The sequence below is a fragment of the Candidatus Defluviilinea gracilis genome (genome assembly GCF_057138825.1).
The window spans coordinates 1-13,794 of record NZ_DBNHEF010000065.1 but is presented as its reverse complement, the minus strand read 5'-3'; the positions used below and the strand labels follow the sequence as shown (position 1 = coordinate 13,794).

General features: G+C 52.8%; 11 protein-coding genes and 1 CRISPR repeat array. Of the genes, 9 read left to right on the top strand and 2 right to left on the bottom strand.

Going from position 1 to position 13,794, the window contains the following annotated elements; all coding sequences use genetic code 11:
* Nucleotides 1-158: 158 nt before the first annotated feature.
* Nucleotides 159-1,337, top strand: coding sequence for an NAD(P)/FAD-dependent oxidoreductase (locus AC16KF_RS09790; protein WP_484037128.1), 1,179 nt, complete (start codon nucleotides 159-161; stop codon nucleotides 1,335-1,337).
* 512 nt (nucleotides 1,338-1,849) lie between these two features.
* The gene (locus AC16KF_RS09785; RefSeq protein WP_484037127.1) at nucleotides 1,850-2,884 is read left to right on the top strand and encodes an RIO1 family regulatory kinase/ATPase domain-containing protein; all 1,035 of its coding nucleotides are present in this window, start codon (nucleotides 1,850-1,852) and stop codon (nucleotides 2,882-2,884) included.
* Between the two features lie 288 nt (nucleotides 2,885-3,172).
* Here AC16KF_RS09785 and AC16KF_RS09780 read toward each other — a convergent pair whose 3' ends face one another.
* Nucleotides 3,173-4,339 carry a creatininase family protein gene (locus AC16KF_RS09780; RefSeq protein WP_484037126.1) on the bottom strand — a complete coding sequence of 389 codons (1,167 nt, stop codon included), beginning with the start codon at nucleotides 4,337-4,339 and terminating at the stop codon, nucleotides 3,173-3,175.
* Between the two features lie 643 nt (nucleotides 4,340-4,982).
* On the opposite strand from AC16KF_RS09780, the gene AC16KF_RS09775 reads away from it, so the two are divergent.
* From AC16KF_RS09775 to AC16KF_RS09750, 6 genes are all read left to right on the top strand, one after another.
* Entirely contained in the window at nucleotides 4,983-6,650 is a 1,668-nt protein-coding gene (locus AC16KF_RS09775; RefSeq protein ID WP_484037125.1) for an ABC transporter substrate-binding protein, read from the top strand.
* A gap of 196 nt (nucleotides 6,651-6,846) precedes the next feature.
* Nucleotides 6,847-7,824 (top strand): ABC transporter permease, encoded by a 978-nt coding sequence (locus AC16KF_RS09770; protein ID WP_484037124.1) that lies wholly within the window; start codon nucleotides 6,847-6,849, stop codon nucleotides 7,822-7,824.
* Nucleotide 7,825: 1 nt separating this feature from the next.
* Nucleotides 7,826-8,785: an ABC transporter permease gene (locus tag AC16KF_RS09765; RefSeq protein ID WP_484037123.1), complete on the top strand. Its 960-nt coding sequence runs from the start codon at nucleotides 7,826-7,828 to the stop codon at nucleotides 8,783-8,785.
* Nucleotides 8,782-9,768, top strand: a complete 987-nt coding sequence (locus AC16KF_RS09760) for an ABC transporter ATP-binding protein (protein ID WP_484037122.1) — start codon at nucleotides 8,782-8,784, stop codon at nucleotides 9,766-9,768. The genes AC16KF_RS09765 and AC16KF_RS09760 overlap by 4 nt, the downstream gene beginning before the upstream one ends.
* Nucleotides 9,765-10,772, top strand: a complete 1,008-nt coding sequence (locus AC16KF_RS09755) for an ABC transporter ATP-binding protein (RefSeq protein WP_484037121.1) — start codon at nucleotides 9,765-9,767, stop codon at nucleotides 10,770-10,772. Before AC16KF_RS09760 ends, AC16KF_RS09755 begins: the two co-directional genes overlap by 4 nt.
* A complete protein-coding gene (locus AC16KF_RS09750) occupies nucleotides 10,769-11,542 on the top strand; it encodes a TrmH family RNA methyltransferase (RefSeq protein ID WP_484037120.1) in 774 nt (257 codons plus the stop codon). The genes AC16KF_RS09755 and AC16KF_RS09750 overlap by 4 nt, the downstream gene beginning before the upstream one ends.
* Before the next feature lie 87 nt (nucleotides 11,543-11,629).
* On the opposite strand, the gene AC16KF_RS09745 is transcribed toward AC16KF_RS09750, so the two are convergent.
* Nucleotides 11,630-11,854 carry a hypothetical protein gene (locus AC16KF_RS09745; RefSeq protein ID WP_484037119.1) on the bottom strand — a complete coding sequence of 75 codons (225 nt, stop codon included), beginning with the start codon at nucleotides 11,852-11,854 and terminating at the stop codon, nucleotides 11,630-11,632.
* A 167-nt stretch (nucleotides 11,855-12,021) separates the two neighbouring features.
* Between AC16KF_RS09745 and AC16KF_RS09740 the strand changes: the two genes are divergently transcribed.
* On the top strand, nucleotides 12,022-13,017 hold the full coding sequence (locus AC16KF_RS09740; RefSeq protein WP_484037118.1) for an SH3 domain-containing protein: 996 nt from the start codon (nucleotides 12,022-12,024) through the stop codon (nucleotides 13,015-13,017).
* 92 nt (nucleotides 13,018-13,109) lie between these two features.
* A CRISPR array of direct repeats spans nucleotides 13,110-13,748; the repeat unit is 37 nt; unit sequence GTTTCAGTCCCTCAGTGAGGGATTTTTTATTTCTTAC.
* Nucleotides 13,749-13,794 lie beyond the last annotated feature (46 nt).

The following is a 13,794-nucleotide window of genomic DNA, read 5'->3' as shown; positions in this document are numbered from 1 at the left end:
TCACCTTTTGTTTGGTTGGGCTTCTTTTGTTGTATTTTTATCCGCACAACTGGCCCGCGGCATTGCCAACGATCGTAATCAGTTTCTTTGCCTTCTATGGTGCAATAACTAATTATCGGGAAAGCAAAAAACACAAGAACTCTTTGTAGTTGTCACACATGCTGAATTCATACGATGCCCTAATCATCGGCGGCGGGGTGACGGGATGCGCGACCGCGTACTATTTGTTGAGGGACGATCCGCGCATCAACGTCGCCATCCTTGAAATGGACCCGACCTACGAGAGAGCGTCCACGCCGCTATCGGACGGGAATACGCGCATCCAATTCAACATCAAAGAGAATATTCAAATGTCACAGTACGGGCTTGAGGTTCTCAAGACCTTTGCCGACGAGATGTCCGTTGGCGGCGAAAAGCCCGACCCTGCATTTCGTCAGCAGGGGAATCTGTTCGTGCTGGATGAAGCCAGCCGCGATGAATCTCATGAAGGGATGCTTCTGCAAAAGAGTCTCGGCTGTGAAGTCCATTGGCTGACGCCAGATGAAGTTCAACAACATTTCCCGCTTTACAACTTGAAGGATTGCGTCGCTGGCGCGTTCGGTCCGCACGATGGGACGATGTTACCTATGGCGGTGTTGGATGGTTACAAAAAGAAAGTGATTTCGCTCGGTGCGAAATACATCCAAGCCGAGGTGATTGAAGTTTTGAAAGAGGGGAATCAAGTCTCTGGCGTCAAGCTTGTATCTGGCGAAGTGTTGAATAGCAACATCGTGATGAACGCGGCAGGGGCATGGGCGCCGAAGATTGCCAAATCCCTTGGCGTGGAACTGCCGATCGCGCCGACGAAGCGACAGGTCACGATTGTTGAAACGAATTATCACGGCGAGGGAGTTTTACCCGTCTTGTTTTTGCCCTCAGGCTTGTACGTCATTCACGAAGGTGAAGGATTGTTCATGGTCGGCAAGTCGTTCCCCGACGATTACATCGGCTACGATGACTTCCGCTGGGAGAAAAACATCTTCGAGAAACGGATCTGGTCCGAACTTGTGGACAACATCCCTTCGTTTGACCGACTCAAAATCCTGCGCGGCTGGGCGGGGCTGTACGAGGTCAACACACTAGATGGCAACGCGATCCTCGGCGAATGGACTCAGTTGAAAGGTTTCTACCTCGCCAACGGATTTTCAGGGCACGGGTTCCAGCAGTGTCACGCCGTGGGGAGGTACATCGCTGAATTGATGCTGGGCAAAACGCCGACTCTCGACCTGTCCATTTTTTCGCCGCAGAGGATTTTGGAGAATAAGCCTGTATTTGAGAGTAAGAGGAAGATAATATAAGTGAAAACGGTGGTTGAGTAGTCCCGCGATGCTCGTCGCGGGACGTATCGAAACCACAGGTTCGCGTACGAACTTTTGTAACAAGATTTGCTTTACGATGTGGTGGTTTCGATACGAGCCTCACTCCGTTCGGCTCTTCTCGACCACCGATTTTTCCTTGACGCAAAATTTCCCCAGTGATAAACTCCGAACATCTTAACCAACCCTGAAAGGAGGCATGTTGCCATGAAAGCCAGCGTATTATCCACAACCCAAGTTTTGAACGCGCCTCCTGTCGGCAAATCGTAGTAACGACTTCAGTCGTTTTATGTTGCATGTAACCGCAGGCGCATTCACCTGCGGTTTTTGTTTTAACCCATTATAGACATGTCATTCTGAGCCGCGCTCTTGCTCTTTGCGGCGAAGAATCTCCGTGATAATCATTGAGACCCTTCGCTAGCGCTCAGGGTGACATACCAAGAGGGCGACCGCAGGAAAACGTATCCACCTTTTCAATTTCATCTGTAAACAAAATGGACACAAAACACTACATACAAATTTTCGACGAGTTGGACGATGACGACCGACTCGACAATGAAACAAAAAACGGACGCAAACAAAAATATCCGCTTCGCAACCCGAAGAAAGAATCGGAGTCGGATCATGCATTCAAGTCACAGCAAGACGACTCGGCTGGCACATACAAGTTCACCTACAAAGCCGCGCGATTTGAAGAGTGGTGGCTTCTCGATTCCATCGGTCCGTTTTACGAACACAAACTCATCAGCGATGTCCTGCGTCGGCTCAAGGGCGGCAAAGAGGCGTCCGTATATCTGTGTCAAGCATCCACTGAGTCCGAACCGTCTCTCCTCGCGGCGAAGGTGTATCGTCCGCGCTCGTTGCGCAACCTCAAGAACGATCAAATCTATCGCACGGGTCGCACCGACCTCGGCAAAGACGGCAAGCGATTGGTCAAAGAGGCAGACATCAACGCCATCATCAAACGCACGGCATACGGCGAAGAAGTGCGTCACACATCGTGGATCGCGTACGAGTTCAGCACGCTCGAGATGCTTCACGCCGCGGGCGCAGATGTGCCGAAGCCTGTGAGCATGGAGAAGAATGCGATCCTGATGGAATACATTGGGGATGTTGGCAATGCCGCGCCGACTCTCAACACGGTGACTCTCGAGCGTGATGAAGCGCGCGAATTGTTTGACCGCGTCATTCGCAATTTGGACCTGCTTCTAACCCTCGAGCGGATCCACGGCGACTTGTCCGCCTACAACATCCTCTACTGGGACGGCGACATCACGCTGATAGATTTCCCGCAAGTGACGTTCGCCGAAGCGAATCCCTCCGCATGGACGATCTTCTTGCGCGACGTGACTCGCGTGTGTCAATATTTCAAAACGCAAGGCGTGGAATGTGACACCAGAAAACTCGCCGCCGATTTATGGACCTCGCACGGGCATCAAGTTGTAAAAGAAGTCCATCCGTTATATCTCGACGCCGAGAAAAAAGAAGATCGTCGTTTGTGGGAAAAACAAAAGTCCACCATAAAATAAAACTGTGCCGCGATCCCTCAAAAGTTCGCGGCACAAAATTCTCCAATTCTCCGCCTCTCAACGACCCCAATCTCCAGTCTCCAATCTCTAAGGGTCGGTAAATTAATAACTTCCCGTATGTTTGTTCGCTTGCAGTTGCACTGCGAGCGGGATGTAGTGCAACTGCACCCGCAACAGGGAATTTATATTTTTACGAACCCTAATCTCTGCTCTCGACTGCCCGAGTCTCGACCATCAAATTACCAATTACCACTTACCACTTACCAATTACCAATTACCAATTACCAATTACTTCCCCTTTCCCCAAAGCCCATACCCCTCATTCCGCCTCGTCTCGCGCCTCTCATGCTGTTCATGGATCTGCTCCACGTGATCCGCTTTCTCTTCAATGGCGGCTTCGAACCATAACTTACCTTTCTCCGCAGTGGCATGACTCCCCGCGCCGTACGCGCCTGTCCTCGTGTCATCATCCCACGGTGGATTCGCAACCAGCGCGCCGCCTTCGATCCAATCCATGTAGTAATCAGGTGTGGCGACGAAATCGGTTTCATCTACAACTCGATCCATGTTGCAAAGGTCTGGGCGCAAATGAAGCATGTACGAAGTTTCAAGTTCGCCCGCGTGACCCATCCCGCCGATCTTCGATGTGCGATATTTCGGAATCACTTCTGATCCAATTCTGCCTGATGTATGAAGGAAGGAAGTTGCGCAAAAGATTCTGCGATGACGTTCACCCGCATACTTCACAACGTTGACTAAAAACGATGTATTGCCTCCATGTCCGCTCATTAGATAGAAGCGATCAAATCCGCGCGAGGCGAGTAAGTCAATCACTGCGACCCAAAAATCTTCAAACGCGCGACCGCCTGCGTTCATTGTCGCCGCAAAAGATGAACGGTGTGTGCTGACTCCGTACGGCATCACTGGCATTGCCCAACAGCGCGTAGGCAATTTAGACGCAGTGCCTTTTGCGATTGAATCAATGATGATGGTGTCAACCGAGAGGGGAAGATGGAATCCATGTTGCTCGGTGTGACCAATGGGGATCAATATCACTTTTCCGCGCTCTGAATCGGGCGGTAAGAACGTTGACGCCGTGAAAAGAGTAGGGGAGGGGAGGCGAAGAACCGAGGATGAATTTTGCAAAATAAATGTTGATTGCGGATCAATGCCCGATGGCGCGAGACAATACACGCGCGAAAATCCGTCGTCGCGCAGACTGTCCAACAAGTTGAAAACGTATTGCGCGAAAATCTTATCGGGCAATTCGAGTCCACTTCCGCGCCAGCCGAATGGGAACGGCGGCAGAAGGCCCGCACGTGTTGGACTCCCTAGCTGGCTTGCGACCAGGTTCCAGTCGAAGCCTGAACCGAGCGGCAGAACGAGCGGAGTGTCGCGCGGCAACTCGGCTACTTTATCCCAAGCCATTTCATCGTATCGAAAGAAAGAAGTCATTTATGTGTCTCCTTATAATTTGCGCGTAGCCAAATACATCACTTTATTTTTCTACCCTTTTATCCCTTCAAACAAGTGATCGTTCGAAACAAATTATAGGGTAGGGGGCGTTCTCTAACGTCCCTGTTGGCGTAAACGCCGACTGCACAAACGACCACATAACTCCAAAACAATCAGCATCGTGCAACTCAAGGTCGAGACTCTTCAGAGCGCGAGTAGCCATTAGAGGAACACGTCACGTATTTGGACGCTGATAATCGCAGAAAACGCCGATTTTTTCTTGAGTCAGCGTTCATCAGGGTTTTTCTGCGTCCCCATACTTTTATCCGAGAGAGTCTTCTATGATGGATGCTCCTAGACAAAACAGCATCAAATTTCTGTGCTCGTTTGATGCAAGCAAGTGAAACGATATGAACAAACGAAAAACCTCACCAAGATTCTTTGAACGCCTGCGCAATGAACTCACGCTGTCATTTGTCCAGTTGATTATCTTTCCTCAAATCGGAATATACAGTAGAATAATTCTCAATGTACTCGACCGAAAACTCAGTACGCGCGTTTCACCAAGTATAACAATGGTTTACCCCGCATCGCGGCTCTACAGGCTTGCGATGCGGTTCTCATTAAACTAGAGGAGTGAATGATGAAAACCAGACATACCTTTTTTGTTGCCATAACCCTGTTGGCGTTGATCTTATCCGCATGTGGAGGGGGAGCGCCTGCGACGCAAGCGGCGACAGATGCGCCTACAACCAATGACGCGCCGTCGGTGTTGAAGATCGGGTGGCTCGGCGAACCTGACACGCTTAACCCAGCCTATGCGTTTCTCACCGAGGCATACGCTATTTTCGATCTGGTCTATTCGCCATTGGTGACTGAAGATTCTTCGGGGGAATACGTTGGCGCGCTAGCGAAAGAATGGAGCGCGTCGGAAGACGGCTTGACGTGGACGTTCACACTGAAAGACGGATTGAAATGGCATAACGGCGAGGCGCTCACTGCCGACCAGATAGCATGGGCGATCAACGCAATCATGGCGGACCCCGACGGCTGGGCGGCGCTTTCAGGCTACGTGGGCGGATTCAGCGAAGTCACCGCGCCTGATGACAAGACAGTTCAGATCGTCACAGAATATCCAATCGCGAACATGGAGTACAGACTGTCTTTCTTGTATGCCGTGTATCCGCCTGATTTTGAATCGTTCACGACGCCGGAAGATTTGCAAAACTTCACCAACGATAAGCCGATTGGCACAGGTCGATTCAAACTCACCACATTCGATAAAGACACCGGGGTGGTAATCCTTGACGCAAACCCAGATTTTGTGGACGGCGCGCCGTTCATTGATCAGGTGATCTATCAAAAGTTCGATTCGGCCGACGCGATGATTCAAGCGCTCAAGGTTGGCGATATTGACCTGCTCTCCGACGTGCCCGCCAGCGCGTTCGAAACCGTCAAAGGATTCGATGGCGTCACCGCGGTCGCATTCGATGGACGCAGTTTCGATGAATTGATCATCAATGACGTTTCCGAAGATAACGATCCCGCGCCGACAGGCAACCCAGCGTTGAAAGACCCCGCTGTGCGCCTTGCGCTGGAAACCGCGATGAACCGGCAGGATATCATTGATATTGTTTTGCAGGGTCAAGGCACGCCAGGCGACACGATCGTTCCGCCCACGTTAGGCGGCGGCTTCTGGCACAACCCGAATATCAAAACACCGGAATTCAGCATCGAGAAAGCCAACCAAATCCTTGAGGATGCCGGGTATGTCAAAGGCGCTGACGGCGTCCGTGAAAAAGACGGCGTGCGGCTTGAGTTCCGCTTGCAATTCGATGTGGACTCTTCAAACTATCCGCGCATTGCCGACCTGCTGGCTGATTGGTATAGCCAGATCGGAATTAAGGCAACTCCCGAAGGCGTCAACTCGGACACGCTGATCGCCGCGACCACCGGGGTTGGCGACTACGATCTTGTGATCTGGGGTTGGGGCGCGGACCCCGATCCCGATTTCATCTTGAGCATCATGTTAACCGACCAGTTCGTCATTGGCGGCTGGAGCGACGCCGGGTATCACAACCCCGAGTACGACCAGCTCTATCTCGATCAACAAACCGCGGTCAACAAAGAAGAGCGGCAGGAGATCATCTACAAGATGCAAGACATGGTCTACAACGACCGCCCGTACATCGTCCTCTATTACAGCAACTATCTTCAAGCCTATCGCTCCGACCGATTCACCAACTTTATCGAATCGCCTCTGGGACTCGACGACGATGCCTCGCTTGCCCAGGCAAAACCTGTTCAGTAACATCAAAACGTCCCGAAGGTTTCCTTGAAAAACTTTGTTGTGCCACACCAACCTTCGGGACGTTGTATAAAAGAGAGCGCATTTTACACGCATGAGAAAGAGCCTCAGCCGCAGAGAACATCGAGTTCAGGGAGATTTCTAAAAGTTTTTTCTCAGAGTTCTCTGCGCGCTCTGCGGCAAAGAAAGAGTTAACAAGATGGCGCGCCGCGATTATTTACTCGGCAAGTTTGGCATTGCCCTGCTGACATTGCTATTCGTTCTTCTCCTCGATTTCATCCTGTTTCGCGTTCTGCCGGGCGACCCCATCCGCGCAGTGATCGGGCGGAACGTTCGCATTTCGGCCGAAGTTCAGCAATCGCTGCGCGAACAATTCGGCTTGGATAAGCCGGTCTTCCCCGACCAATTCGTAGATACGCTCGGTCAATGGGCGCAGGGCAACTTGGGAGTCTCATGGTCGCAGAGAAAGCCGGTCAGCGAGATTTTGATTTCCAAACTTTGGAATACCCTGTTGCTGATCGGTTTGGGACAATTGCTTTCGATCATCCTGGGCGCAGTGTTGGGACTGCTTGCGGGATGGAAACGCAAGACGCCATTCGATGTCGGCGCGCTCACGTTCTCGTTGATCGCGTGGGCGACGCCGACATTTTGGCTGGGAATTATTCTGCTGGTGGCGGGCAGCACATGGCTCGGCCTTCCCACAGGCGGCATCGTCAGCCCCGAAAATGTCGGCAAGCCTCTGCACACCGTCATTCCCGACCTAGCCCGTCACCTGATATTGCCCACGCTGACATTTACAATTCTTTACTTGGGGGAATACATGCTCATCATGCGTTCGTCCATTTTGGAAGTGCTAAGCGAAGATTACATCCTCACCGCGCGCGCGAAAGGGATGAGTCACTTTCAAGTCCTCACCAAGCATGGATTGAAGAACGCGATGCTTCCCATGGTGACGATCATTGCGTTGAACCTTGGCTTCACTGTTTCCGGCGCAATTTACATCGAAACAGTTTTTTCCTACGACGGCTTAGGCAACCTTGTGCAAACCGCGCTCGTCAAACAGGATTACCCGCTTTTGCAAGGAGCGTTTCTCTTGCTTGCGGTCAGCGTGATCGTCGCCAACATGCTTGCCGATATTTTGTACACTTACTTAGACCCGCGCGTGAAAGCGAATTGACATGGGCGAAAATTGGAATCTCCTCTTGCGCAACCTCGCGGAATTTTGGAAAACGTTCCGCCGAAACAAACTGGGATTGGTCGGCGCTTTTTTGGTGGCGACCGCGGCGTTCATAGCCATCTTCGCTCCTGCGTTGACCTCGTACGACTCTAGCGAGATCATCCGCGATGCGAATAACCGCGCGCTGACGTTTGCTCCTCCTTCCGTTCATGGCGTTCTCGGCACAGACGACGCGGGGCATGATGTTTGGTCGCAGCTTGTGTTCGGCTCGCGCATTTCGCTGGTCGTAGGATTCATGGCTGGCTTCATTGCAATGTTCGTGGGCAGCGCGTTGGGAATTGCGGCGGGATACTTCGGCGGCGCCATAGACAGCCTCATCATGCGAATCACCGACGTGCTTCTGGTGATACCCGACCTGCCTCTCATGCTTGTGCTGGTGGCAACCATCCGCCAAATGGAGCTGAAAATTTCCCCGTTGGCAGTGTTGATCGTCGTGATCGGTCTGCTCTATTGGACAAGCACCGCGCGCTTGATCCGTTCGCAAACGCTGACTATCAAAGAGCGGCAATTCGTAGCGCGGGCAAGAGCGATCGGCGCGGGACATTGGCACATCATCCGCAAACATATTTTGCCGCAGTTGATGCCGTTGATCGTGGCGAACACCGTGTTGATCCTGTCCACCGCGATCTTGATCGAATCAGGCTTGGCGTTTCTCGGGTTGGGCGACCCAACTCAACCGTCGTGGGGAACGATGTTGAACTTTGCGTTCGACCGAAGCGCGATATCCAATGGCGCGTGGTGGTTTTATCTCCCGCCCGGCATCGCCATCTTGTGGGTGAGTTTGGGGTGCATCCTGCTCGGAAATGTCCTCGAGGAAATGTTGAACCCGCGTTTGGCGGCGCATCATCTTGAAGGCGAGGCAGGCATGATTGCAATCGCGGATGTGGAGTCTAAAGGATGAACAACGGGAAACCACTGCTCAGCGTGCGCGGACTGACGACGGAGTTCGTCACACCGGAAGGCAAGATCGCGCGCGCGTTGGAAGACGTTTCATTTGATGTGATGCCCGGGCAAACGATCGGGCTGGTCGGCGAATCGGGTTCGGGGAAGACGACCACGCTCATGTCGCTGATGCGGCTGTTACCCGCTGGCGGAAAGATCACCGCAGGCAAGGTGATGTTCAACGACACGAATTTGCTGTCGTTATCCGAACGCGAGATGCGCGACTATCGCTGGAAGAGCATGGCGATCGTGTTTCAGGGAGCGATGAACGCGCTCAACCCGGTGATGAAGGTGGGCGACCAGATCCATGAAGCGATCATGTTGCATAACTTGATGGATGAAGACGCGGCGGAAAAACGAGTGAGAGATTTGTTGGAGATGGTCGGCATTGCGCCGACTCGCCGCGATCAATATCCGCATCAATACTCGGGCGGGATGCGGCAACGCGCGATGATCGCCATGGCATTGGCGTGCGCGCCCGACCTGCTATTTGCCGACGAGCCGACCACCGCATTGGATGTGATGATCCAGGCGCAGGTGCTGCAACTCTTGAAAGAAATTCAAAAGTCGCTTGGGCTTGCGATCGTGTTGGTGACGCACGATCTGGGAGTCGTTGCGGAAGTGTGCGACTCGGTCGTGGTGATGTATGGCGGCAAAGTTGCCGAATACGGAACGGCGGATCATATCTACAACGAGGCGCAGCATCCCTATACACAAAAACTCCTCGAGGCGTTCCCCGATGTGACCAAGCCGGGCGATACGTTGGCGTCCATCCCCGGTACGCCGCCGCGCTTGACGAATCTCCCGCCGGGTTGCCGCTTCGAGCCGCGCTGTCATTTGAAGATCGAGAAATGTTCGCAGATCAATCCTCCATTGCTCGAAGTTTCTCCCAAGCATTACGTCTCGTGCATTTTGCGCGATGGCGCGGAGGCTGACCTATGACGACGCAGACTCCCATGCTCGAAGTGCGCGGACTGTTCAAATATTTCCCGGTGCATCAGGAAATCCTTGACTCACTGAGACGCCGTCCACATTTAAACGTCAAGGCGGTGGACGATGTTTCATTTTCGCTCGCGCGCGGTGAAGTGCTGGCTGTGGTGGGAGAATCGGGATGCGGCAAGACAACCATTGCGCGGACGTTGATCGGATTGGAAACGCTCACCAAAGGCGAGATCGTATTCGACGGCAAGTCTGTCAACACGCATTCGCAACAACCGCATATCGGCTTGAAGCAACTGCGCAAACGCGCCCAGATGATCTTCCAAGACCCATATGAATCATTGAACCCGCGCGCGACGATCTTTGAAATTGTCGCCGAGCCTTTGGTCGTTCATGGACTCATCAAAGACCGGCAGGAACGGGTCGCGGCGGTCAAATCAGCGTTGGAGGATGCGGGGTTGCGTCCCGCCGAAGATTATTTCACGCGTTATCCGCACGAACTTTCGGGCGGACAACGCCAGCGCGTGGTGATCGCCAGCGCGATGGTGTTGCAACCGGAGTTGTTGATCGCGGACGAACCCGTCTCGATGCTCGACGTTTCCATCCGCGCCGAGATATTGAATCTACTGCGCGACCTGCGCCAGAAGCGCGGCATCAGCATTGTATTCATCACGCACGACCTCAGCACGGTCGCTTATTTCGCAGATCGAATCGCAGTGATGTATCTAGGTCGCATGGTAGAAATTGGACCCGCGCGCGAGGTCTTGCAGAATCCACAGCACCCATACACCAAGGCGTTGATCTCTGTCGCGCCTGTTCCAAATCCGCGTTTGCGGCGGGAGCGGGTGATCCTTCAAGGTGAAACGCCGAACCCGATCAACTTGCCGACGGGTTGCCGCTTTCATCCGCGCTGTCCCGTTGCGATTGATATTTGTAAAGAGAAAGACCCGCAGTTGATCGAACTAAGCGAAACGCATCGAGCCGCGTGCTTGTTGCTTGAACAATGACGGACATTACCAGTCTCCAAAATTCTCGGATCAAACACATCGTCAAACTGCGCGAGGATAAAAAGACTCGCAACGAAGACGGCTTGATGCTGGTGGAGGGATTCGACGAGATTCAACTCGCCCTCGCGGCTGGACACACCCCGCAGACGGTTCTCTCCGCCCCTGAACTTGTCTCGCGCTCGTTGACCTTCTCCGCCCGTGAGCATTTGACCCTCTCCCGCGCGGTCTTCGAGAAGATTTCGTATCGTGAAAACCCTGATGGCTGGATGGGAATCTTTCCGATCCCTCAAACATCGCTTGACGATTTGAAGTTAAGCAAAACGCCGCTCATCATCGTGGCTGAGTCCATCGAGAAGCCGGGCAACCTCGGCGCGATCTTGAGGACAGCCGACGCGGCAGGCGTGGATGCGCTTCTCGTCTGTGACGCGCGCGTGGATGTGTGGAATCCCAACGTGGTGCGGGCGAGTCGAGGCGCGGTGTTCAGCGTGCCAGTTGTCGCTTGCGAGAATGCTGAGGCGTTGAAGTGGCTGAAAGGCGGAAAGATGCGTATCGTCGCGGCGACTCCGTCTGCCGATGAAATTTATTCCAATGTAGATTTGAGTCAGCCCGTCGCCATCGCGGTGGGGACAGAGGATGAGGGGCTATCCGATTTTTGGATGACGAACGCGGACGTGAAAGTGAAAATCCCGATGATGGGAAAAGTGAATTCGTTGAACGTGTCGGTTTCGACGGCGTTGATTTTATATGAGGCGGTGAGACAACGCGGATGAGTTGGGCAATGACATCGTTTTGAATTAGGGGCAATCCAATGAAAAATGGCAAACCTTTTGGGCTTGCCATTTTTTGTTACGCGTGTGTTATTTCTTCAGCGCGTTGATCTCTGCCAGAACTTTCTTTACCATGTCTTCGGTGATGCCCGCCTCTTTGGCTTGCGGCATGGCGATCAGGGTTTTGAGGGTCATGCCCTTTGCCAGCCCGATCATGGGATTTTTGGAAACGCCCGGAGCGTACTTCTCCAGGACTTTCACCGCCCCCGTGTCTTTCAAGATGTCACCGACTTTGGTATCCAATGTGTAAGCCATTTGAATCTCCTCATTTTGGGTTTCGCGTGCATGCTTATTATACTGCGTTCGTGTCTGGCATTTCATACAAACTCAAGCGCCGTTCTATTTGTTTGGCAAATCATGGCGCCGTTGACGGGGAACAATTCAGCGGGGGAATGAGTTAAACTAAAGACGATGAGAATCCCATGAAGAACACATCGAAAAAAATATTGTTATTCTGCATCATACTTTTAACTGTCGCCGCGTGCGCGTCCCAGTCGCCTGTGCCGACGAACACACCCCTGCCGCCGTTTGATACGCCGACACCTTTTGTTGCGCCGACGTTCACGCCGATCATCTCCGCCGAAACAGCGACGTCACAGCCAACTCAAGCGACGCAATTCGTGCCGACGAGCACGAATTTGCCCTCAGTTGCGATGTCCACATCCTTGCCGCCCGTGACGGGAATCTTCAACCCGTACGCCGTCATCCTTGTCGGCAAGAACGATGTGCTGAACATCCGCTCTGCCGCAGGGATCGGACAGCCCATTGTCGGCTCGCTCGCGCCCAACACCGTCGGTGTGAACCGCACGGGACCCGCAACCAGCGCGGGAGGCGACCGCTGGGTGGAGATCCAGAATCCATCGGGCGGAGTCGGCTGGGTGAACGCGAAATTCCTCACCGAGCAAGTGACTTCGTCCGCGTTCTGTTCCGACTCGCGCGTGTCTGACCTGTTGAACAATTTGCGAACGGCTGTGTTGAACTCGAACGGCGAGTTGCTGGGTTCGCTCGTCAGCCCCGAGCATGGACTTGACCTGCGCTTGTGGCGTTGGGGAACGGTGGCGAATTATTCTCCCGCAGAAGCCGCGTGGGTTTTCCAATCGGATTACGTGGTGAAGTGGGGACCCGCGCCCGGAAGCGGCATGGATACGAACGGGACCTTCTCCGAACACATCCTGCCGAAGTTGCAAGAAGTGTTCAGCGCGAATTACACGCTGCACTGCAACGACACGCTCGACCTCGCGACCTTCTCGCTGGAGCCGTGGCCCTCCGAATATGCCAACGTCAATTTCTACACGGTACGCAAGCCCGGCTCCGATCAATACGGAGGCATGGACTGGCGCGCCTGGACCGTGGGAGTCGAATACGTGCAAGGCAAGCCGATGTTGTTCGCGTTGATCAATTATCAGTGGGAGCCGTAATCAGCAAAACGTCCCGAGGGTTTGAAACCTTCGGGACGTTTTTATTGCGCAGCAGGTGACAGTCACCTTCAAGGTGACTGTCACCTTTTTTTGTTTCAGTCCCTCATTGAGGGATTTTTTATTTCTTACAGCTGTATCCTTGCCGGGATTGCCACGCTTTTTGGCGTTTCAGTCCCTCAGTGAGGGATTTTTTATTTCTTACCGTTCACCATCGAGTTGAAGCCTGAATACTATGGCGAGTTTCAGTCCCTCAGTGAGGGATTTTTTATTTCTTACTATACACTGACACTGGCTGACGTTGCGGAGCGCAACGTTTCAGTCCCTCAGTGAGGGACTTTTTATTTCTTACTTTTGATCGTTTTGATAGTGATATCGGTTTGTTTGTGCGGGTTTCAGTCCCTCAGTGAGGGATTTTTTATTTCTTACACGCGAGGAGTTTCAATCCAGCGCGATCGCCGGTTTCATTTGTTTCAGTCCCTCAGTGAGGGATTTTTTATTTCTTACTTGTGCGCCCTTTTAGTTACTGTTATGGCGTGCAGACTGCGTTTCAGTCCCTCAGTGAGGGATTTTTTATTTCTTACGTACTGCAGTATATCTCTCCCATTGTCATCTCATATAAGTTTCAGTCCCTCAGTGAGGGATTTTTTATTTCTTACTAGGCGCACCCAATGGGTGTTATCTACTCGGTGGACGCGTTTCAGTCCCTCAGTGAGGGATTTTTTATTTCTTACGTCGGAAATCCGACTATCATCATTTATGAAGACGAACCTGGTTTCA